The organism is Mycobacterium sp. shizuoka-1, from assembly GCF_002723835.1.
Taxonomy (GTDB): domain Bacteria; phylum Actinomycetota; class Actinomycetes; order Mycobacteriales; family Mycobacteriaceae; genus Mycobacterium.
In genome coordinates this window covers 1-20,988 of record NZ_BEWG01000112.1, presented here as the reverse complement: position 1 = coordinate 20,988, position 20,988 = coordinate 1, and the positions used below count along the sequence as shown (strand labels likewise).

Genomic DNA, 20,988 nt, shown 5'->3' with positions numbered 1-20,988 from the left:
ACAAAATGTGTTGGCTCAAGCTTGCCTTGCACTACTGAGAATCGACTGAGATAACACTCGGTACGGTCGGCGGTTTTTGCTGGAGCGACCCTCGATCACCGTTGCTCTCGGCGTTTGTACCGGTGATTTCGCTCTCAGCTGAAGGCTCCGGATACATTGCCGCGGTGATCGGCAGGCCGGGCAACAGCACATAGAACGCCGTGCCCGGTGGTTGGCCCCCGGGCACCGTGTCGCCGATGCGGATCATCCCGCCGTGCTTGACGACAACCTGTTTGACGATCGCGAGTCCGAGGCCCGATCCAGGCATGGCCCGCGCCGACGCCGAGCGGTAGAACCGCTCGAACACCAGACCGCGCTCGGCAGGCGGGATTCCCGGTCCGTGGTCGGACACCACGAGCTCGGCGTGGGCGGCGTCGACCTGACGCAACCGGACCCCGACGTGGGCCCCCGACGGGCTCCATTTGGCGGCGTTGTCCAGCAGGTTCACCACCGCCCGCGACAGCCCGGCGGGATCACCGTAGACCTGCCATCCGATGACGTCGACGTCGAACTGAACGTCGTTGCGGCGTCTGCGCGCTCGTTCCAGGCTGCGCTCGACGACGTCGCTCAGATCGACGGCTTCGTGGACCACCCCGCCGGCATCCTCCCGCGTAAGGTCCACCAGATCGCCCACCAGAGTGGACAATTCCTCGATCTGCGCAATCACATCCGTTCGCAGATCGGCCATCTCGCCCTCCGGCAGCCTCGGCGCGCCGGGTTGCATCGAGGCCATCAGCAGCTCGACGTTGGTGCGCAGCGATGTCAGCGGCGTGCGCAGCTCGTGGCCCGCGTCGGCCACCAGGCGGGCTTGGCGCTCCCGCGACTCGGCCAAGGCCCGCAGCATCGTGTTGAACGTTTCGGTGAGCCGAGCCAATTCGTCACTGCCGAACACCGGAATGGGCCGCAGATCGTCAGTGCGAGCAACCCGCTCGGCGGCCTCGGTCAATCTCGCCACCGGCCTCAGCCCGGTTCGGGCCACCATCCCGCCGGCGATCGCGGCCACCACCACGCCGATGCCGCCCACCGCCAACAGCACCCATTTGAGCTTGGTCATCACCGCGTTGGTCGGCGCCAGGCTCTTCGAGATCAGCAGCGAACTGCCGTTGGGCAGATGCACCGCCAGCACCCGCTGGTTGGCCACCGTCCGGCGCGACATCAGTAGCTCGCCACCGATCACGGATTTCTCCGGCTCGCCGATCGGCAACCGTTGGCCCTGCTGGTTCGCGGTGTAGATCGACCGGCCCGGGTTGACCAGCATCGCATTCACGTCGGAGTAGGCGGTGCCCTCGATTGCCTTGCCGGGATCGGCTGCCAGCGACCCGCTGGCGATCAGCAAGCCCGCCCGACTCTGCAGCTGATTGTCGATGTCGGTGTAGAGCGCGGCGGACACCACGGCGTACACCGCGACCGCCATCAGCACGACGACCATCGCCACCATCGACATGGCCAGCAACATCACCCGCCATCGCAGGGACAGCGATGTCGTCGATTCGTCAGGCGCCCGCGAAGCCCGCGCGCGCCGCCTCAGGCGTGCCATCAGGGCGGTGTCTCACGCAGCACATAACCCACACCCCGAACGGTGTGGATCAGCCGCGGTTCTCCTTCTGCTTCGGTTTTCCTACGGAGATAACCGACGTAGACCTCCAGTGCGTTACCGGATGTCGGAAAGTCGAAACCCCATACCTCTTCCAGGATGCGGCTGCGGGTGAGCACCCGCCGCGGATTCGCGATGAGCATCTCCAGCAGGGCGAACTCGGTGCGGGTCAGGCTGATGGCGCGCTTACCCCGGTGCACCTCGCGAGTGACCGGGTCCAACGTGAGATCGCCGAACGACATCACCGCCGAATCGGATTGCTCGTCGGGGCTGGTGCGCCGCAGCAGCGCGCGCATCCGCGCCAGCAACTCTTCGAGGGCGAACGGCTTGGGCAAGTAGTCGTCGGCGCCGGCGTCCAGACCGGCCACCCGCTCGGACACCGAGTCCCGTGCGGTCAGGACCAGGATGGGCAGATCGTCACCGGTGCTGCGCAGTTGCCGGCAGACCTCGAGCCCGTCCAGCCGGGGCATCATCACGTCCAGCACCAGGGCATCGGGCCGGTCGTTGGCGATCGCATCGAGGGCCTCTACGCCATCCTGCGCCAGGTCAACGGAGTACCCGTTGAACGAGAGGGACCGGCGCAGCGACTCGCGCACAGCGCGATCATCATCAACGACAAGAATTCGCACAGCAACCAGTCTCAACCCAACGCCTGAGATTGCCCTGAGAGGCACGCCGCGCGAGCAGGCAATTCGCGGCAGGTGAACGCGTCAGCGCTTGTCGAGATCGATCAGTCCGAGGCGAGCCGCCTTGAGCAACCGGCGCGGAACCTTGTGCTGACGGCCGCCGACGGAAACGGTGACCAGACCGGTGGCCTCGGCCTTCCACTGCGCGCGCCGACTGCGGGTGTTCGCGCGCGACATTCTGCGCTTGGGCACAGCCATGACGTGCTTCTCCTTGATCAGGGGTGGCGCCGCGCGGAGACTCCTCAGTGCCGGCGGCCAACAGTTGCGCTTCAGGATAGCCGCTCACCTGCGTGGGCTCCAAAACGTCCGGGACGAGTGACCTCACCCCTTGACGGAGAACCGGCGGTCCCCAGTAACCTACCGGTTGGTTGGTTCGGCGGGCAGGAGCGGAGCGACCCCGGATCCAGTGCCAGTGAAGGGATGACAGCGCGCATGGCAAATGCGGTGCGGATCGGCAACTGTTCGGGTTTCTACGGTGACCGGATCGCCGCGATGCGGGAGATGCTCACCGGCGGTGAGCTGGATTATCTGACCGGCGACTACCTGGCCGAGCTCACCATGCTGATCCTTGGCCGGGACAAGATCAAGCACCCCGAGCGCGGCTACGCCAGGACTTTCGTCACCCAGCTCGAGGAGTGCCTCGGCCTGGCCCATGACCGCGGCGTGCGCATCGTTGCCAACGCCGGCGGCCTCAATCCCGCCGGACTGGCCGCCGAGGTGCGCGCACTGGCCGAGCGGCTCGGCATCCCCGCGCAGGTGGCCTACGTCGAGGGCGACGACATCCTGCCCCGGGCCGCCGAGCTCGGACTGGGTTCGCCGCTGACCGCGAACGCCTACCTCGGCGGCTGGGGTATCGCCGAGTGCCTGCGGGCCGGCGCCGACGTGGTCGTCACCGGCCGGGTCACCGACGCCTCGGTGGTGGTGGGCCCGGCCGCGGCACACTTCGGGTGGGGCCGGGAGGACTACGACCAGCTGGCCGGCGCGGTGGTGGCGGGACACGTCATCGAGTGCGGCGCTCAGGCCACCGGCGGCAACTACGCCTTCTTCACCGAGATCGACGACCTCGGCCACGCCGGCTTTCCGCTGGCCGAGGTGTACGCCGACGGCTCCTCGGTGATCACCAAGCACCCCGGCACCGGCGGTCAGGTCAGCGTGGGCACGGTGACCGCCCAGCTGCTCTACGAGATCGGCGGCGCCCGATACGCCAACCCCGACGTCACCGCCCGTTTCGACAGCATCACCCTGACCCCCGACGGCGCCGATCGCGTCCGCATCAGCGGTGTGCGCGGCGAGCCGCCACCACCGTCGCTGAAGGTGTCACGCAACAGCATCGGCGGATTCCGCAACGCGGCGACGTTTGTGCTCACCGGCTTGGACATCGAGGCCAAGGCCGCCCTGGTCCGTCGCCAGCTGGAGTCGGCGCTGACGGTGACGCCGGCCGAGATGGAATGGACGCTGGCACGCACCGACCACGCCGACGCGGATACCGAAGAGGCAGCCAGCGCCCTGCTGCGCTGTGTCGTGCGCGATCCCGATCCCAAACTCGTCGGGCGTCAGTTCTCCTCGGCCGCAGTCGAACTCGCGCTGGCGTCCTATCCCGGATTCACCTCGACCGCACCACCCGGCGACGGTCAGGTCTATGGCGTGTTCACCGCGGGCTTCGTGCCGGCCGACGCGGTCGCCCACGTCGCTGTGCGACCGGACGGAACCCGCGCTGACATCGCCGCCGCCGCGATCACCCGCGAGCTGGCCGAGGTCAACCCACCGCCGCTGCCGCCCTCCCCCGCCCCCGGCACGGTCAGACGCCTGCCGTTGGGCACGATCGCCGGCGCCCGCAGCGGGGACAAGGGCGGGGCCGCCAACATCGGGGTATGGGTCCGCACCGATGAGCAGTGGCAGTGGCTCGCGCATGCACTGACTGTCGATGCACTCCGGGAATTGCTGCCCGAGACAAAGGATCTCCCAATCGCCCGTCACCTGCTGCCGAACCTGCGCGCCATGAATTTCGTGATCGAGGACATCCTCGGCCAGGGCGTCGCCTATCAGGCGCGATTCGACCCCCAGGCCAAGGGGCTGGGCGAGTGGCTACGCAGCCGGCACGTCGACATCCCGGAAGCGATCCTGCCGTGACCGTCTGGAACACCGCTGAACGCCGACAGCTGCGCGCGACCGTACGCAGCTTCGCCGAACGCGAGATCCTGCCCCATATCCAGGAGTGGGAGCGCGCCGGCGAACTGCCGCGCGACCTGCACCGGCGGGCCGCGGCGGCCGGGCTGCTGGGCGCCGACCTGCCCGAATCGGTGGGCGGCGGGGGCGGTGATGCCGCGGACTCAGTGGTCATCTGCGAGGAGCTGCACGAAGCCGGCACTCCCGGTGGGGTTTTCGCCTCGCTGTTCACCTGCGGCATCGCGGTGCCCCACATGGTGGCCAGCGGCGACGAACGGCTGATCGAGACGTTCGTGCGGCCCACCCTTCGCGGTGAGCTGATCGGATCGTTGGCCATCACCGAGCCAGGTGGCGGCTCGGACGTCGGCCATCTGCGGACGACGGCCACCCGCGACGGCGACTCCTACATCGTCGACGGCGCCAAGACCTACATCACCTCGGGCGTGCGCGCCGACTACGTCGTGACCGCGGTGCGCACCGGCGGTGCCGAACTGCCAGGGGCGGCGGGGGTTTCGCTGCTCGTCGTGGAGAAGGGCACCCCGGGCTTTGACGTCACCCGCAGGCTGGACAAGATGGGTTGGCGGTCCTCGGACACCGCCGAGCTGTCTTACACCGAGGCGCGGGTTCCGGTGGCCAATCTCGTCGGCACCGAGAACTCCGGTTTCACCCAGATCGCGGCAGCCTTCGTCTCCGAACGGATCGGCCTTGCTGCGCAGGCCTATTCATCGGCACAGCGGTGCCTGGACTTGACGGTGCAGTGGTGCCGCGACCGCGAGACGTTCGGCCGTCCGTTGATCGCCCGGCAGTCGGTGCAGAACACGCTGGCCGAGATGGCCCGCCGCATCGACGTGGCCCGGGTGTACTCACGCAATGTCGTGGAACGGCAGATGGCGGGCGAGACGAATCTGATCGCGCAGGTGTGCTTCGCCAAGAACACCGCGGTGGAAGCCGGCGAATGGGTGGCACACCAGGCTGTTCAGTTGTTCGGAGGGATGGGCTACATGACCGAGTGCGAGGTCGAACGCCAATACCGGGACATGCGAATCCTGGGCATCGGCGGCGGAACCACCGAAATTCTCACCGGACTGGCCGCCAAGGCACTTGGATACCAGGCATGACCCGGCTCACGAGCACCATCGACCCGACGGCACCGACCTATGTCGCGGCAGCCGAGGCGATGACCGCCAAGCTCGCCGAGATCGACGGTGAGCTGGCCAAGGCCTTGGCCGGCGGCGGGCCCAAATACGTCGACCGCCACCACAACCGGGGCAAACTCACCGCCCGCGAGCGGATCGAGCTTCTGGTCGACCCGGACTCGCCGTTTCTGGAACTGTGCCCGCTGGCCGCCTACGGCAGCGACTTCCAGGTAGGCGCCAGCCTGGTCACCGGTATCGGTGTGGTGGAGGGTGTGGAGTGCCTTCTGATCGCGAACGACCCCACGGTCAAGGGCGGCACCAGTAACCCGTGGACACTGAAGAAGATCCTGCGGGCCAATCAGGTTGCCTTCGAGAACCGGTTGCCGGTGATCTCACTGGTCGAGTCCGGCGGTGCCGACCTGCCCACCCAGAAAGAGATCTTCATCCCGGGCGGGCAGATGTTCCGTGACCTGACCCGGCTGTCCGCGGCGGGTATCCCGACAATCGCGCTGGTGTTCGGCAACTCCACCGCCGGTGGCGCATACATTCCGGGCATGTCGGATCACGTGGTGATGATCAAGGAACGGTCGAAGGTCTTTCTGGCCGGTCCCCCGCTGGTGAAGATGGCCACCGGCGAGGAAGCCGACGACGAGTCCCTGGGTGGGGCCGAAATGCACGCCAGGGTTTCGGGTTTGGCCGATTACTTCGCCGTCGACGAGCTCGACGCGCTCCGGATCGGCCGGCGCATCGTGGCCCGGCTGAACTGGGCCAAGCACGGACCCGCACCGCGCCCGGTCACCCCGCCGCTCGCCGACCCCGACGAGCTGCTGGGCATCGTGTCGGCCGATCTTCGGATCCCGTTCGATCCCCGTGAGGTGATCGCCCGCATCGTCGACGGTTCCGACTTCGACGAGTTCAAGGCGATGTACGGGTCCTCACTGGTGACGGGCTGGGCGACGCTGCACGGCTACCCGCTGGGCATCCTGGCCAACGCCCGCGGCGTGCTGTTCAGCGAGGAGTCCCAGAAGGCGACCCAGTTCATCCAGCTGGCCAACCGGTCGAACACTCCACTGTTGTTCCTGCACAACACGACCGGCTACATGGTGGGTAAGGCCTACGAGGAAGGTGGGATGGTCAAGCACGGCTCGATGATGATCAACGCCGTCTCCAACTCGCGGGTCCCGCACATCTCCCTGTTGATCGGCGCCTCCTACGGCGCCGGACACTACGGGATGTGCGGACGCGCCTACGATCCCCGATTCCTCTTCGCCTGGCCCAGTGCGAAGTCCGCGGTGATGGGCGGTGCACAGTTGGCCGGCGTGCTGTCGATCGTCAACCGCGCGGCCACCGAAGCCCGCGGCGGCGTCGTGGACGAACAGGCCGACGCGGCGCTGCGCGCTGCCGTCGAGGCACAGATCGAAGCCGAGTCGCTGCCCATGTTCTTGTCCGGCCGGCTTTACGACGACGGGGTGATCGACCCCCGCGACACCCGCACCGTGCTGGGAATGTGCCTGTCCGCCATAGCCAATGCCCCGATCGAGGGGACGTCGAACTTCGGCGTCTTCCGGATGTGAGCGAAATGATCACCACAGTCCTCGTGGCCAACCGGGGCGAGATCGCCCGCCGCGTCTTCGCCACCTGTCGCCGGCTGGGAATCGGCACAGTGGCCGTCTACACCGATCCCGACGCCCAGTCACCGCACGTCGCCGAGGCCGATGCCCGGGTGCGGCTCGACGGCGTGCGCGGATACCTCGACATCGCGGCGCTGCTCGCCGCAGCCCGGTCCGCCGGCGCCGACGCCATCCACCCCGGCTACGGGTTCCTCTCGGAAAACCCCGATTTCGCCAAGGCGGTGCTCGACGCCGGGCTGCGCTGGATCGGGCCGCCGGTGGCCGCGGTGGCCGCGATGGGCTCCAAGATCGAGGCCAAGAAGATGATGGCCGCCGCCGGGGTTCCCGTGCTCGGCGAACTCGACCCCGACACCGTCACCACCGAACAGCTTCCGGTGCTGGTGAAAGCGTCTGCCGGCGGCGGTGGCCGCGGCATGCGGGTGGTGACCGAACTCTCGGAGCTGGCCGATCAGGTACAGGCTGCGCGTCGGGAGGCCCAGTCGGCGTTCGGCGATCCCACGGTGTTCTGCGAGCGCTACCTGCCCACCGGCCACCATGTCGAGGTCCAGGTGCTGGCCGACGAACACGGCACAGTGTGGGCGGTCGGCGAGCGCGAGTGCTCTATTCAACGCCGGCATCAGAAGATCATCGAAGAGGCGCCCTCACCGTTGGTCGAACGCGTTACCGGCATGCGGGAGAAGCTCTTTGAGGCCGCACGGCTGGCAGCCGAGGCGATCGGCTATACCGGGGCGGGCACCGTGGAGTTCCTCGCCGACGATGACGGGCAGTTCTACTTCCTGGAGATGAACACTCGCCTTCAGGTCGAGCATCCGGTCACGGAGTTGACCACCGGACTGGATCTCGTGGAGTGGCAGCTCGCGGTGGCCGACGGGGAGCGCCTGGACNNCGCTCCGCCGCGGCCCCGCGGCCATTCCATCGAGGCACGGATCTACGCCGAGGACCCCGCGCGGGGCTGGCAGCCGCAGGCCGGAGTCGTCCATCGATTCGAAGTTCCTGCCGCCACCGCGTCGTTCGGTCTGTTGGCCGGCACCGGTGTCCGATTGGACTCCGGAATCGTCGACTCCTCGACCGTGTCGATCCACTACGACCCCATGCTGGCCAAGGTGATCTCGTATGCCCCGACCCGGCGCCGCGCGGCTGCGGTGCTCGCCGACGCACTGACCCGCACCCGGCTGCACGGTGTTGGCACCAACCGCGATCTGCTGGTCAATGTCCTTCGCCACCATGCGTTCGTCGACGGCGCAACCGACACGGCATTCTTCGACACCCACGGCCTGGCCGAACTGGCCCGGCCGCTTGCCGACGACCGCACCGTCCGGCTCGCGGCGGTCGCCGCCGCCCTGGCCGATGCCGCCGCCAACCGGGCCACCGCCCCGGTGATGGCCGAAATCCCCAGCGGCTGGCGCAATGTGGTGTCGGGCAATCAGCACAAGACGTATGTGGACGCCGCGGAGCGCGAACATCGGGTGGCCTATCGGTTCACCCGCGACGGGCTGCTGCTGCCCGACGACGACGTGACCCTGATATCGGCACAGCCACACGAGGTGGTGCTGGCCGACGCCGACGGGGTGGCGACCGCGTTCGCCGTGAGCCGATACGGCACCGAGGTGTTCGTCGACGCTCCGCTGGGCTCGGTGCGACTGGCCACCGCCGCACGGTTCCCGGAACCGGGATCCGCGGTCGAGAAGGGCTCGCTGCTGGCCCCCATGCCCGGCACGGTGATCCGGCTCGGTGCGGCACTGGGTGACACGGTGATCGCCGGCCAGCCCCTGGTGTGGCTCGAGGCGATGAAGATGGAACACACCATCACCGCGCCCGGCGACGGTGTACTGGCCCAACTCGATGTCAGCGTCGGCCAGCAGGTCGACGTCGGTACCGTCCTGGCCCGGGTAGAGAGCCCGGCTGCGGCTGAAGGAGAGCAATGAGCGACACCGGCTTCATCGAGAGCGCCGAGCGTCAGGAGTTACGCAAGGCAGTCGCAGCGCTCGCGGCCAGCTACGGACAGGACTACTACCTGGCCAAGGCCCGCGCCGGCGAGTACACCGACGAGTTATGGTCCGAGGCTGGAAAACTCGGCTTCATCGGGGTGAATCTGCCCGAAGAGTACGGCGGCGGGGGCGCGGGCATGTACGAGCTGTCGCTCGTCATGGACGAGATGGCGTCGAACGGCTGCTCCCTGTTGATGATGGTGGTGTCACCGGCCATCAACGGCACGATCATCAGCAAATTCGGCACCGACGAGCAGAAGAAACGCTGGCTGCCGGGAATCGCCGACGGCTCGATCACCATGGCGTTTGCGATCACCGAACCCGACGCCGGCTCGAACTCCCACCGGATCACCACCACCGCGCGACGGGACGGCAGCGACTGGATCCTGTCGGGTGCGAAGGTGTACATCTCCGGGGTCGACCAGGCCCAGGCGGTGCTGGTCGTGGGCCGGACCGAAGACGCCAAGACCGGCAACCTGAAGCCGGCACTGTTCATCGTGCCGACCGATTCCCCCGGTTTTACCTTCACCAAGATCGACATGGAGATCGTCAGCCCGGAGAACCAGTTCTCGTTGTTCCTCGACGACGTCCGGCTGCCTGCCGATGCGCTGGTGGGTTCGGAGGACGCCGCGATCGCGCAACTCTTTGCGGGCTTGAATCCCGAGCGGATCATGGGGGCGGCCAACGCGATCGGGGTGGGCCGATTCGCGCTCACCAAGGCAGCCGACTACGTGAAGACCCGCCAGGTGTGGAAGACCCCGATCGGCGCCCACCAGGGCATCGCCCACCCGTTGGCACAGAACCACATCGAGCTCGAACTGGCCAGGTTGATGATGCAGAAGGCGGCCACGCTCTATGACCACGGCGACGATTTCGGCTGCGCCGAAGCGGCCAACATGGCCAAATACGCCGCCGGAGAAGCGTCCACCCGCGCCGTCGACCAGGCCGTGCAGTCGCTGGGAGGCAACGGGCTGACCAAGGAGTACGGCGTCGCCTCGATGCTCACCGCGTCACGGCTGGCGCGCATCGCCCCGGTGAGCCGGGAAATGATCTTGAACTTCGTCGCCCAGACTTCACTGGGCCTGCCGCGGTCGTACTGACTCCGATGGACACCCTGGTCCGTTATGCGGTCGACGGCCACGTCGCCCGTCTGACGCTGGATTCACCGCACAACCGCAACGCGCTGTCCGCCCGACTGGTCGAGCAGTTGCACGCCGGCTTGCGGGCGGCCGCCGCCGACGCCTCGGTGCGGGCGGTGGTGCTGGGACACACCGGCGGCACATTCTGTGCGGGCGCCGACCTGAGCGAAGCCTCCGACGGGGATCCCTACGAGGCCACCGTCGCCCGAGCCCGGGAGCTCGCGACTGTACTGCGCGCGATCGTCGAATCGCCCGTGCCGGTGGTGGCGGCGATCGACGGCCACGTCCGCGCCGGCGGGCTGGGGCTGGTGGGTGCGTGCGACATCGTGGTTGCAGGGCCGCGCAGTACGTTTGCGCTGACCGAGGCGCGCATCGGGGTGGCGCCTGCCATCATCTCGCTGACCTTGCTGCCCAAGCTCGCGCCGCGGGCGGCGGCCCGCTACTACCTGACGGGCGAGACCTTCACCCCGGCGACGGCCGCCGAGATCGGGCTGATCACCCTGGCAGCCGACGACCTCGACCCCGCCGTCGCGGCGATCGTGGCGGACCTGGGTCGCGGCTCGCCCCAGGGGCTGGCGGCGTCAAAAGCCCTGACCACGGCCGATGTCCTGACTCGGTTCGACCGCGACGCCGAGCGGCTGGCCGCCGAATCCGCCCGGCTGTTCGTCTCCGAGGAGGCGCGGGAAGGGATGTTGGCGTTCCTGGAGAAACGTCAGCCACGCTGGCTGCGATAACACCAGGGTGAGAGATCAGCGAACACTCTTGCGGTTGCCTTCCAGAGTCGTACCCTCGTAGGCGATGAGCAATTTGACGCCCCGGGACGCGACGACGCGGGCCGCTGACACGGACCGCATCCAGGTTGCTCAGCTGCTCACCGAGGCCGCCGCCAAGGGTCGCCTGCAGCTCGGCGAGTACGAGCAGCGGCTGGCCAAGGCCTACGCCGCGCAGACCTACGACGAATTGGACCGACTCACCGAAGACCTGCCGGAAGCCACCGACACCTCGCACCGCCGCGGCGCCTCCAAACCGGCGCCCAAGACACTGCTGCTGGCGATCTTGAGCGGCTTCGAGCGCCGTGGGCGCTGGAACGTGCCCGGCCGGATCACCACGTTCACCTTGTTCGGTGGCGGCGTGGTGGACCTGCGCTATGCCGACTTCACCTCGGCCACCGTGGAGATTCACGCGTATTCGATCATGGGCGGGCAGACCATCCTGCTGCCCCCGGAGGTCAACGTCGAGGTTCGTGGGGTCGGCGTGATGGGCGGTTTCGATCACGATGTCGACGGCCGCGGCACCCCGGGTGCCCCCAAGGTCACCATCCGAGGCTTCTCGCTGTGGGGTGGTGTCGGTGTCAAACGCAAGAGCCGCAAGCCTCGCGGTTCCGAAGAACTGTCTCGCTGAGCAACACCCCAGCCCTCAACGACAACGCCGCCCCCTTCTTCAGAAGGGGGCGGCGTTGTCGTTGATCGGGTGTTACTTGGCGCTGCCGCCGGTGCCGGAGCTCGAGCTCGAGCTCGAGCTGCTGCTCGAATCGCTGGAGGACTTGGTGCTGGGCTTCGACTTCTTGGTGATGCCGAGCGCGTCCGAGATCTTCTTGCCGATCTTGTTCAGCGGGTTCTGCGGCTTGGCCGGCTTGGTGGCGGTCGACTTCGGGGTGGACGGTGCCGCGCTACCGGTCGACGTCGCCGGGGTCGAGGTGCTGTCGTCGGTGGACGAGCTGCCCTCGGTCGACGAGCTGTCGTCGGTGGACGAGCTGCCCTCGGTGGAGGTGGTGCCGCCGGTCGCCGGGGTGGTGTCCTCGGCCTCGGTCTCGGTCTTGACCTCAGCGGCAGCTGACACGGCCTTGGTGGTCGACTTCGCCGCCGCCGAGGACGAGGTGGCCGGCGAGGTGACGGTCTTGACCGCGTCCTCGAGGCCCTTGATGCCGTTCTCGACGGCCACGGTGGCCGCGGCGACCGCGCTGCTCAGCGCCGCACCGGACGGGGCGCCCGGCAGGTTGTCCGAGATCGAGGTCGAGATGTAGGCCCAGATCGCCGACAGCCCGTTGCTGCCGTAGGAGAACCCGGTACCGGTGGTCGGGTCGTAATCCGGCGTCTGTCCGTAGAAGTACAGGCTGGCCAGGTATCCCGCACCGATCTTGATCGGGCCGATGTTGATCTCCGGGACCAGCTCCGTCGCCGAGACGACGATCGAGTTGATCACGTTCGGGATGCCGTAGTAGAAGGTCGCCTGCGCGGCCTGGAAGATGGGCGAGCTCGTGCCGAACAGCTCACCGGCGGCGACGTACGGCACGGCGGGCGCGCCGATCTCGAAGTAGTAGTTGTCCAGGTCGAAGCCCGGCAGGAAGGTCTCGGCGGCGTTGTCGACCAGGTAGTAGAGGACGCCCGAAGCGCCGCTGACGTAGCGGTCACTGACACCCGGGTAGTAGGTGTTGGTGTCGGTGATGTAGCCGCCCCAGCCGAACCAGTAGGCGTCGTTGATGCCCTGGATGGTGATGTCGCTGAGCGCGGTCAGCTCGTACTTGGCGGTCGACAGCGGCAGCGAGCTGGGCGCCCCCACCGCGATGTCGTGCGTCGGCAGGAACGCCGGTGAGGCGGTGACGACGGCGGCGGCGCTGACCAGTGCCGCGCCGGTCATCAGGAAAGGTCGAGTCCGTGACGCCATTGCTGATTCCCCTTGCTGGTGCGGTTCGCCCAGGTCGTGACGAACTCGATGCTTTGCTGATGCGAATCTTAGAAGATCCTGATAGATACTAAGGGGCTGTTTGCCCTTCAGCAAGCGGAACGGCTCAAATTCGCGGCCATCAAAATTCGCATGTGTCACTTCCTTCACGGCGTGCCGACAGGTGTCGAGTAGCCAGTTCACAGGCCTGAAACATTCCCGCGAACACATCACGCACGTGTTCGCTAGGACCCCCCGCCGCAGAAAGTTGATGTCAACAATAACCAGGTTTGCCGCGCTCTTTGCTGGACTCGGTCGACCCAGCGCCCACGCACGCGCCGAATGAGAATTTGCTGAGTAGCCGGTCGGTTCGGCTTACCGGCGGCGTCGCCGCGACCGCAGGTAGTCGCCGACCACCGCCGCGCCGAGCCCGTCGAGATCGGGAACGACCACCCGACCCTCCACTCGTCGAGCAACCTGATCGATGAACCTGGCCAGGCCGGGATCGTTTCCGAGCCGGAAAATCGTCACCTGAGCGCCCAGGCGTGCCACCTCGTCGAATCCTCGCACGGTGTGCGCGATCGTCCGCGGGTGCGGCGGGTAGTCGAAAAAGACCGACGATCCGCGACCGTCGACGTCCTCCAGATGTGCGGTCGGCTCGCCGTCGGTGACCACCAACACCACCGGCTGGGCATTGGGATGCCGGCGCAGATGCCGGACCGCCAGCGCCAGGGCGTGATGCAGGTTGGTGCCCTGCTCGTACACGCCCTCGAGCCCGGCGAGTTCGGCGGGAGTCACCGTCCGGGCATAACGGCCGAAGGCGATGGTCTGCAGCGCGTCGGAGCGGAACCGGGTGCTCACCAGGTGGTTGAGCGCCAGCGCGGTGCGCTTCATCGGCAGCCACCGGTTCTCCATCACCATCGAGAACGAGGTGTCCACCAACAGCGCCACCGCCGCCTGCGTGCGGGTCTCGGTTTCGGAGACCTCGACGTCGTCCACCGCGATCCGCAACGACCCGGCCGTATCCCCGGTTCCGGCCCGCCGCAGCACCGCGTTGGTCAGAGTGCGGGTGACGTTCCACGGCTCGGTGTCGCCGAACGCCCACGGCCGGGTGGCGCCGGTCAGTTCACCGGCGGCACCCGCACGACGGGTGTCGCGCTCGCCGTGACGCCCGGACAGTTGTTGGGCGACATCGCGCAACGCGGTCTGGCCGAGTTGGCGCATCGCCTTCGGCGACAACCGCCACTGCCCGTCGGAACCTCGATCCAGGAAGCCCTGGTTCATCAGCGCGCGCTCCAACTCGGCCAGCGTCCGCGCGTCCACGGCGGCCTGATCGCCGAGCTGACGGGCCAGCGCGTCGAGGTCGACATCGTCCATGGAGGCCCCGGCGTAGCTCTGTGAGAGCTGCTCGGCGAGTTGCTCGAGTTCGGCGATGTCGGCCAGCGCCTGCGCACCCTCCCCCATACCCATCGGGTTGTCACCGGAGAATTCCGACGAGCCGGTCCAGTCCTCCCCCGGCCGGGCCGCCTGCAGATGCGAGTCCAGCCGGTTCAGCGCGTTCATCAGCTCCGGCGAGCCGAAAGCCTGCTGCGCCAATGCATCCAGCTCCGCGCGCTGGTCGGGCGTCAGGCTGTTTCGGAACCGTTGCGCGGCCGCCGCCCGCTTGGCCAGCGAATCCAGCAGCTCGTCGACATTTTTCGGATTCTCCGGAAAGTACTGGCCGTGCTTGCGCATGAAATCGTCGAAGTCTTGCGCGCTGTCTTCCCCACGAGAGTGCTTGTCCAGCAGATCGTTCAGGTCGTCGAGCATCTCGTTGACCGCTTGGCGGTCTTCGTCGGTGGCGTTTTCCAGCGCCTGCTTCATCCCGGCGAACCGCTGATCGAGCATCTCCCGGCCGAGCAGATCCTTGATCTGTTCGTACTTCTGGCGCGCCTCGGGACTACGCCAGTTGTAGTCCGACAGTTCCTGGACGGCCTTGGCCGGCGACGGCGACAGCGATTCGATCTGCAGCTCGGCGAATCGGGCGTCGTCGTCCAGGGCGCGGGCCAGCTCCTTGCGCTCGGCGAGCACCGCGTCGTCGAGCAGCTTCTTGATCTCCTGCAGCGTGCCGTCGAGGTTGTTGCGGTTCAACAGCTCTCGACGACGACGGTTCACCTCGGCGGCCAGCCGGTCGGAGCCCTTGGTGTTCTTGGTGCCGCGGCGCAGCAATTCCGACAACGCCCGCCGCGGCGACGTGCCTTCCATGACGTCCTGCCCGATCTGCTCGAGTGCGTCACGCAGATCCACCGGAGGGGCAAGCGGATCAGGGCCCCCGGTGTAGGCCGAATACCGGGAGTCGTGCGCGTGTCCCCTGTCGGGGCGGCTAGCCATAGACGGTTTCGCCTTCTCCGGTCACCTTGTCGATGCGCTTGGCCAGATACAAGGCCTCCAGCGCCAATTCGAGCGCGGCGGCCCGCTCGCCTTCGGTGTCGGCATCCAGTCGCTCGGCGATCGCCTCGATCACCGGCAGGTCGGGCAGCGCGGCCAGCACGTCCTTGGCCGACACCTGCTCGCCGGTGGTCACCGCCGAGCCGCCTTCGACCGCGACCACCAGCGGGCCGACATCGATCCCGCCGAGTACCCGCTGGGCGGTGTCGGCGGTCGCGCGGCGCAGCAGGTGCTCGAGCACGGCCTGCTCGCGGCCCTCCTCGCCGGACTCGAATTCCAGCTTGCCGCGCAGCACGTCGATGATGGTGCCCAGATCCACCACCCGGGCCACCGGTTCGTCCTCGCCCAGCACCGCGCCGCGGTGCCGGGCCGAGGCGGCGACGGTCTCGGCGGCCGCGATCGCGAACCGCGCCGACACCCCGGAGCGCTGGTCGACGGAGTTCGACTCGCGCAGGTAGCGGGCGAAGCGGGCGATGATCTGCATCAGGTAGGTCGGCACCCGCGCCGACAGGTGCGCCTCCTGGGTGATCACCCCGACTTCGGCGTCCAGTTCCCGCGGGTAGTGGGTGCGGATCTCGGCGCCGAACCGGTCCTTGAGCGGGGTGATGATGCGCCCGCGGTTGGTGTAGTCCTCGGGATTTGCGCTGGCGACCACGAGCACGTCCAGCGGCAGCCGCAGGGTGTACCCGCGCACCTGGATGTCACGCTCCTCCATCACGTTGAGCATCGAGACCTGGATGCGCTCGGCCAGGTCGGGCAGTTCGTTGACCGCGACGATGCCACGGTGCGCCCGCGGGATCAGCCCGTAGGCGATGGTCTCGGGATCACCCAGGCTGCGGCCTTCGGCCACCTTGATCGGGTCGATGTCGCCGACCAGGTCGGCCACGCTGGTGTCCGGGGTGGCCAGCTTCTCGGTGTAGCGCTCGCTGCGGTGCCGCCATGCGATGGGCAGGTCGTCGCCGGACTCCTGGACCCGCCGGATCGACTCCGGCGTGATCGGCGAGTAGGGGTGCTCGCCCAGTTCCGATCCGGCGATCACCGGGGTCCACTCGTCGAGCAGGTTCTGCAGCGAGCGCAGCAGCCGCGTCTTGCCCTGCCCCCGCTCGCCGAGCAATACGAAGTCGTGCCCGGCGATCAGCGCGCGCTCCAGCTGCGGCAACACCGTGTCCTCGAAGCCGAAAATACCTGGCCAGACGTCGTCGCCCTCCGCCAGGGCGGTGAGCAGATTCTCCCGGATCTCCTGCTTGACGCTGCGCTCGCGATGTCCGGTCGCGCGGAGTTCGCCAAGAGTGCGGGGGAAGGTGTCAGGTGAAGTCACCTCTCCACGCTACGACTGCCACGCCACGACGGCACTACGCGGTCAGCGCAACGTCACAGACCACGCCTCGGAGGCGGGGTGGGGTTCAGTGCGCGAAGTGGCGGGCTCCGGTCAGATAGAGGGTCACGCCGGCCTTCGCGGCCGCCTCGGTGACCAGGTCGTCGCGCATCGATCCACCCGGATGCACGACGGCCTTGACCCCGGCCGCCATCAGCGTTTCGAGACCGTCGGGGAACGGGAAGAAGGCGTCGCTGGCCGCGACCGCGCCGCGCACCCGCTCGCCGCCGCGCTCCACGGCCAGCCGCGCGGCATCGACCCGGTTGACCTGGCCCATCCCGACGCCGACGGTGGCCCCGTCGGCCGCGACCACGATCGCGTTGGACTTCACCGCGCGGCAGGCGCGCCAGGCGAACCGCAGGTCGGCCAGGGTGGCCGCGTCCGCAGGCGTGCCGGTGGCCAGCGTCCAGTTGGCCGGATCGTCACCGGGTGCGTCGATCCCGTCGCGTTCCTGCATCAGCAGACCGCCGCTGATCTGGCGCAGCTCCACCCCGCCGACCGGCGGTTCGGCGGCCACCAGCACGCGAATGTTCTTCTTACGGGCCAAGATTTCCACCGCTCCGGGCTGATACGCCGGCGCGATGATCACCTCGGTGAAGATCTCCGACACGAACTCGGCCATCTCCACGGTGACCTCGGTGTTGGCGGCGATCACGCCGCCGAACGCGCTCAGCGGATCGCATTCGTGGGCTTTGCGATGCGCGTCGGCCACCGAGACCGAGGAGATGGCGATCCCGCACGGGTTGGCGTGTTTGATGATCGCCACACAGATCTCCTGGTGGTCGAACGCCGCCCGCCACGCCGCATCGGCATCGGTGAAGTTGTTGTAGGACATCTCTTTTCCGTGCAGCTGCTCAGCCTGCGCCAACCCCGGCCAGCCGGCGTCGTCGCTGTAGAGCGCGGCCTGCTGATGCGGGTTCTCCCCGTAACGCAGCTGCGACGTGCGTCGCCAGGTCTGACCGAACCACGGCGGAAGGAATGCCGGTGCGTCGCCGCCTTCCGGGGACAGCACCGACCCCATCCAGCTGGCCACCGCGACGTCGTATTCGGCAGTGTGCCGAAACGCCAGCGCCGCCAGCTTCTGCCGCTCGGCGAGGGTGAAGCCGCCGCCGCGGACCGCGGCCAGCACCCCGTCGTATCCGAGCGGATCGACCACGACGGCCACACTCGCGTGGTTCTTGGCCGACGCGCGCACCATCGACGGGCCGCCGATGTCGATCTGCTCGACGCATTCCTCGATTTCGGCGCCGGAGTCCACCGTCTCGCTGAACGGGTAGAGGTTCACGACCACCAGGTCGAACGGCTCGATCTTGAGCTCGCCGAGCGCCCGCACGTGATCGGGGTTGCGGGTATCGGCGAGCAGGCCGGCGTGGATGTGCGGGTGCAGCGTCTTGACCCGGCCGTCGAGCACCTCGGGAAAGCCGGTGACGAACTCCACCGGGGTCACCGGAATGCCTTTGTCGGCAATTGTTTTGGCCGTCGATCCGGTGGAGACGATGGCCACGCCCGCCTCGTGCAGACCTTGTGCGAGCGGAATCAGTCCGCTCTTGTCGTACACGCTGATCAGCGCGCGCCGGATCGGCTTCTTCCCGATCAATGTCCCCGCGGTCATCCTATGGTCGCCTTTCTGCCACTCCAGGTCACGCCGCGCGTTGCCAGCGCGGCCAGTACGTCCACCAAGAGCCGTCGTTCCACGACTTTGATGCGTTCGTGCAAGGTGTCTTCGTCGTCACCGTCGAGGATGGCGACCGCCTGCTGGGCGAGGATCGGGCCGGTGTCCACACCGGCATCCACCAGATGGACGGTGCAGCCGGTGACCTTGACCCCGTAGGCCAGGGCGTCGGGCACCGCGTGCGCGCCGGGGAACGCCGGCAGCAGCGCCGGGTGCGTGTTGACGACCCGGCCGAGGAAACGTGAAAGGAATTGCGGCCCAAGTATTTTCATGAAGCCTGCGGACACGATGAGATCGGGGCTGTGCGCTTCGGTGGCGTCGGCGATCGCGGTGTCCCAGGCGGCGCGGTCGGCGTAGTCCTTGAGTCGCACGCGGAAGGTGGGGATCGACGCATCGTGCGCGATGTCCACGGCGCGGCAGTCGCGATCTACTCCCACCGCGACGATCCGCGCCGGATAGTCCCCGATCGCGGCCGACAGCAGCGACTGCAGCAGCGAACCGGTACCCGAGGCCAGGACGACGAGGCGCGCCGGCGCGCTCGGGGGGACGTGGATCCGATGCTGCACGGCGATGAGCCTAACGGTGTTTGTCGGCACCGCTCGCCGGGCATCCGAGGTTTCACCGTCTTCTCTACAGGAGCATTGCCCATGGCGATCTGCAACACATGCGGAAACGACTACGACAAGGCCTTCAGCGTCACCTTCGCCGACGGGCACACCGCCACGTTCGACAGCGTCGAGTGCGCTGCGGTCGAACTGGCTCCCGCGTGTGCTCATTGCGGCTGCCGGATCCTGGGTCACGGCGTCGAGACCGAGGACGCCATCTTCTGCTGCGCACACTGTGCGCGGAAGTCGAGCAACGCCGACATCAACGACCGGTACCCGGTCCCGGCCGGGGGCTAGAACACCTCAGCGCTCGGGTGGGCCCGCGTCGATGTCGTCGTCGACGATCATCAGGTCCTCGACGTCCTCGAGGTCGGGAGCGGGCCGGACCGGTGGCGGGGGCGCGGGCGGTAGGCGCGCGGGTTCGGGTTCGCCCTCGGCGTGGGGTTGCGGGGCCGGTTCGGGTTCGGGCTGTGACTCCCCGGGCACGTCCGGCGCGTCCGGAAGGTCAGGGATCGGGGCGGTGAGCGCCTCGCCGTCGTCCTCGAGGGTGGGCTCGGCGACCGGCTCGGGCGGCTTGACCCGCTTCGGGCGGCGCCGGATACCGCCGGTCATCACGACGGTGACGGCTCCGACGACGAAGAACCAGAAGAACACCGCCGGACCGAAGGTGGCCTGGTCGACGCCGGTTTCGCCGAAGTTGCCCAGCTGTCCCCCACCGGCGTAGCCGAGCACCGCCATCGTGACCGCCGCCAGCAGGGAGGCGACCGCCAGTTTGCCCATCGCCGCAGGCCAGGGCAGCGGCCGGGTGGCGCACTGCTGTCCCACTGCGACCCCCGACGCGGCACCGACGATCAGCAGCGCCACCCAGACCGGCCCCAGCGGTGGGGTCGGGACCGCCGCCAGGATCGGCAGGGCGGGGATGTCGCCGCCGAAGACCGTGAACGAACTGAACGTGGCGAAGCCGATGTGGGCGCTGGATCCCACGGCCACCGCTGACGTCCCGACGATCACGTTCGGCACGTACAGCGCCGACAACAGCGTGAGACTGAGCTGGCCGAACAGCGAGTCCGTCACCGCGTAAAGCTCGTGCATGGTGCCCCAGTGCACGACCAGGGAGGCCGCGGTGACCGCGCCGGAAAGGCCCAGCAAGGCCAGCAGGCCTGCCGTCGCCGCCCGCACGGTGTCGCCGAGCCACAGCGGTAGCCGCAGGGCGCGCAGCGCCCGCCACCCCACTCGTGACCCAACCCCGATGAGCGCACCGATGCCGTGCACGGCCAGCACGCCGGAGAATGCCCGCAGTGCGCTGGGCGTCTGCAACTCGGTGATCACCGAGGAGGCGTCGTGGATCACGGCCAGCGCGATTGCCGCCATCAGCATCGGACCACCGAGGGCCGAGGCGACGATCCAGCGGGTCACGAACCAGGAAGCGCGCGGCGACGTGGCCTGCGCCGTGGTCCGCGCAGTGCCCCAGACCATCAGCAACACCGGCAGCAGCGGCAGCACGCCCAGCTGATGCCCGGCGATCGAGATCGGTACCTGATGCACGGCCAGCCACATGCTGGCGATGGCACCGAGAGTGCCGGTCATATCGCTGTTGGCGATGACCAGTTGCAGCACCGTCACCGCGGCGATCACCGTCAACGCCACCAGCGACGGACCGAACGCGACCCGCACCAGGTCCCGTGCCTGGCGCGCCCCGACCGGCCGCCTGTCCTCCATCCGTGTCACGCGCCGCGCCCGTCAGACGTGCGCGGCGAGCGCCCGGTTACGACGGGGTGGGACCCGATGACGGCGACGATGACGGCGCCTGAGGCTGGTCGGGCTGGGCAGCGGACTGCTGTCCCGGGGTGGTCGGCGGGGGGCTGAAGC

17 protein-coding genes are annotated in these 20,988 nt (G+C 68.2%); 8 read left to right on the top strand and 9 right to left on the bottom strand.

Features of this window, described 5'->3' with window-relative positions; translation table 11 throughout:
* Positions 1-31 precede the first annotated feature (31 nt).
* The 3 genes from MSZK_RS27815 to rpmF all read right to left on the bottom strand — a co-directional run bounded on the left by MSZK_RS27815 (position 32) and on the right by rpmF (position 2,517).
* Entirely contained in the window at positions 32-1,576 is a 1,545-nt protein-coding gene (locus tag MSZK_RS27815) for a HAMP domain-containing sensor histidine kinase (protein ID WP_099251761.1), read from the bottom strand.
* Positions 1,576-2,262: a response regulator transcription factor gene (locus MSZK_RS27810; protein WP_099251760.1), complete on the bottom strand. Its 687-nt coding sequence runs from the start codon at positions 2,260-2,262 to the stop codon at positions 1,576-1,578. Before MSZK_RS27810 ends, MSZK_RS27815 begins: the two co-directional genes overlap by 1 nt.
* 81 nt (positions 2,263-2,343) lie before the next feature.
* Entirely contained in the window at positions 2,344-2,517 is a 174-nt protein-coding gene (rpmF, locus tag MSZK_RS27805; RefSeq protein ID WP_099251759.1) for a 50S ribosomal protein L32, read from the bottom strand.
* Between the two features lie 246 nt (positions 2,518-2,763).
* On the opposite strand from rpmF, the gene MSZK_RS27800 reads away from it, so the two are divergent.
* The 7 genes from MSZK_RS27800 to MSZK_RS27770 all read left to right on the top strand — a co-directional run bounded on the left by MSZK_RS27800 (position 2,764) and on the right by MSZK_RS27770 (position 11,780).
* On the top strand, positions 2,764-4,449 hold the full coding sequence (locus MSZK_RS27800; RefSeq protein ID WP_099251783.1) for an acyclic terpene utilization AtuA family protein: 1,686 nt from the start codon (positions 2,764-2,766) through the stop codon (positions 4,447-4,449).
* The gene (locus tag MSZK_RS27795; protein ID WP_099251758.1) at positions 4,446-5,603 is read left to right on the top strand and encodes an acyl-CoA dehydrogenase family protein; all 1,158 of its coding nucleotides are present in this window, start codon (positions 4,446-4,448) and stop codon (positions 5,601-5,603) included. Before MSZK_RS27800 ends, MSZK_RS27795 begins: the two co-directional genes overlap by 4 nt.
* Complete coding sequence (locus MSZK_RS27790) at positions 5,600-7,195, top strand: acyl-CoA carboxylase subunit beta (RefSeq protein ID WP_099251757.1); 1,596 nt, start codon at positions 5,600-5,602, stop codon at positions 7,193-7,195. Before MSZK_RS27795 ends, MSZK_RS27790 begins: the two co-directional genes overlap by 4 nt.
* Positions 7,196-7,200: 5 nt before the next feature.
* A complete protein-coding gene (locus MSZK_RS27785; RefSeq protein WP_099251782.1) occupies positions 7,201-9,177 on the top strand; it encodes a biotin carboxylase N-terminal domain-containing protein in 1,977 nt (658 codons plus the stop codon).
* Positions 9,174-10,340 carry an acyl-CoA dehydrogenase family protein gene (locus tag MSZK_RS27780; protein WP_099251756.1) on the top strand — a complete coding sequence of 389 codons (1,167 nt, stop codon included), beginning with the start codon at positions 9,174-9,176 and terminating at the stop codon, positions 10,338-10,340. Before MSZK_RS27785 ends, MSZK_RS27780 begins: the two co-directional genes overlap by 4 nt.
* Before the next feature lie 5 nt (positions 10,341-10,345).
* Complete coding sequence (locus MSZK_RS27775; RefSeq protein WP_099251755.1) at positions 10,346-11,113, top strand: enoyl-CoA hydratase family protein; 768 nt, start codon at positions 10,346-10,348, stop codon at positions 11,111-11,113.
* 64 nt (positions 11,114-11,177) lie between these two features.
* Positions 11,178-11,780 (top strand): DUF1707 domain-containing protein, encoded by a 603-nt coding sequence (locus MSZK_RS27770; RefSeq protein WP_099251754.1) that lies wholly within the window; start codon positions 11,178-11,180, stop codon positions 11,778-11,780.
* Positions 11,781-11,852: 72 nt separating this feature from the next.
* Here the strand turns inward: MSZK_RS27770 and MSZK_RS27765 are convergent, their stop codons facing one another.
* The 5 genes from MSZK_RS27765 to purN all read right to left on the bottom strand — a co-directional run bounded on the left by MSZK_RS27765 (position 11,853) and on the right by purN (position 19,080).
* Positions 11,853-13,043: a hypothetical protein gene (locus MSZK_RS27765; RefSeq protein WP_142390017.1), complete on the bottom strand. Its 1,191-nt coding sequence runs from the start codon at positions 13,041-13,043 to the stop codon at positions 11,853-11,855.
* A 372-nt stretch (positions 13,044-13,415) separates the two neighbouring features.
* On the bottom strand, positions 13,416-15,410 hold the full coding sequence (locus MSZK_RS27760; protein ID WP_099251752.1) for a VWA domain-containing protein: 1,995 nt from the start codon (positions 15,408-15,410) through the stop codon (positions 13,416-13,418).
* On the bottom strand, positions 15,403-16,785 hold the full coding sequence (locus MSZK_RS27755; protein ID WP_099251751.1) for a sigma 54-interacting transcriptional regulator: 1,383 nt from the start codon (positions 16,783-16,785) through the stop codon (positions 15,403-15,405). Before MSZK_RS27755 ends, MSZK_RS27760 begins: the two co-directional genes overlap by 8 nt.
* An 85-nt stretch (positions 16,786-16,870) precedes the next feature.
* On the bottom strand, positions 16,871-18,454 hold the full coding sequence (gene purH / locus MSZK_RS27750) for a bifunctional phosphoribosylaminoimidazolecarboxamide formyltransferase/IMP cyclohydrolase (RefSeq protein WP_099251750.1): 1,584 nt from the start codon (positions 18,452-18,454) through the stop codon (positions 16,871-16,873).
* Positions 18,451-19,080, bottom strand: a complete 630-nt coding sequence (purN, locus tag MSZK_RS27745; protein WP_099251749.1) for a phosphoribosylglycinamide formyltransferase — start codon at positions 19,078-19,080, stop codon at positions 18,451-18,453. Before purN ends, purH begins: the two co-directional genes overlap by 4 nt.
* 81 nt (positions 19,081-19,161) lie before the next feature.
* On the opposite strand from purN, the gene MSZK_RS27740 reads away from it, so the two are divergent.
* Positions 19,162-19,416, top strand: coding sequence for a hypothetical protein (locus tag MSZK_RS27740; protein ID WP_099251748.1), 255 nt, complete (start codon positions 19,162-19,164; stop codon positions 19,414-19,416).
* Positions 19,417-19,422: 6 nt separating this feature from the next.
* Here MSZK_RS27740 and MSZK_RS27735 read toward each other — a convergent pair whose 3' ends face one another.
* Positions 19,423-20,838 (bottom strand): DUF6350 family protein, encoded by a 1,416-nt coding sequence (locus tag MSZK_RS27735; RefSeq protein WP_099251747.1) that lies wholly within the window; start codon positions 20,836-20,838, stop codon positions 19,423-19,425.
* Positions 20,839-20,988: the final 150 nt, after the last annotated feature.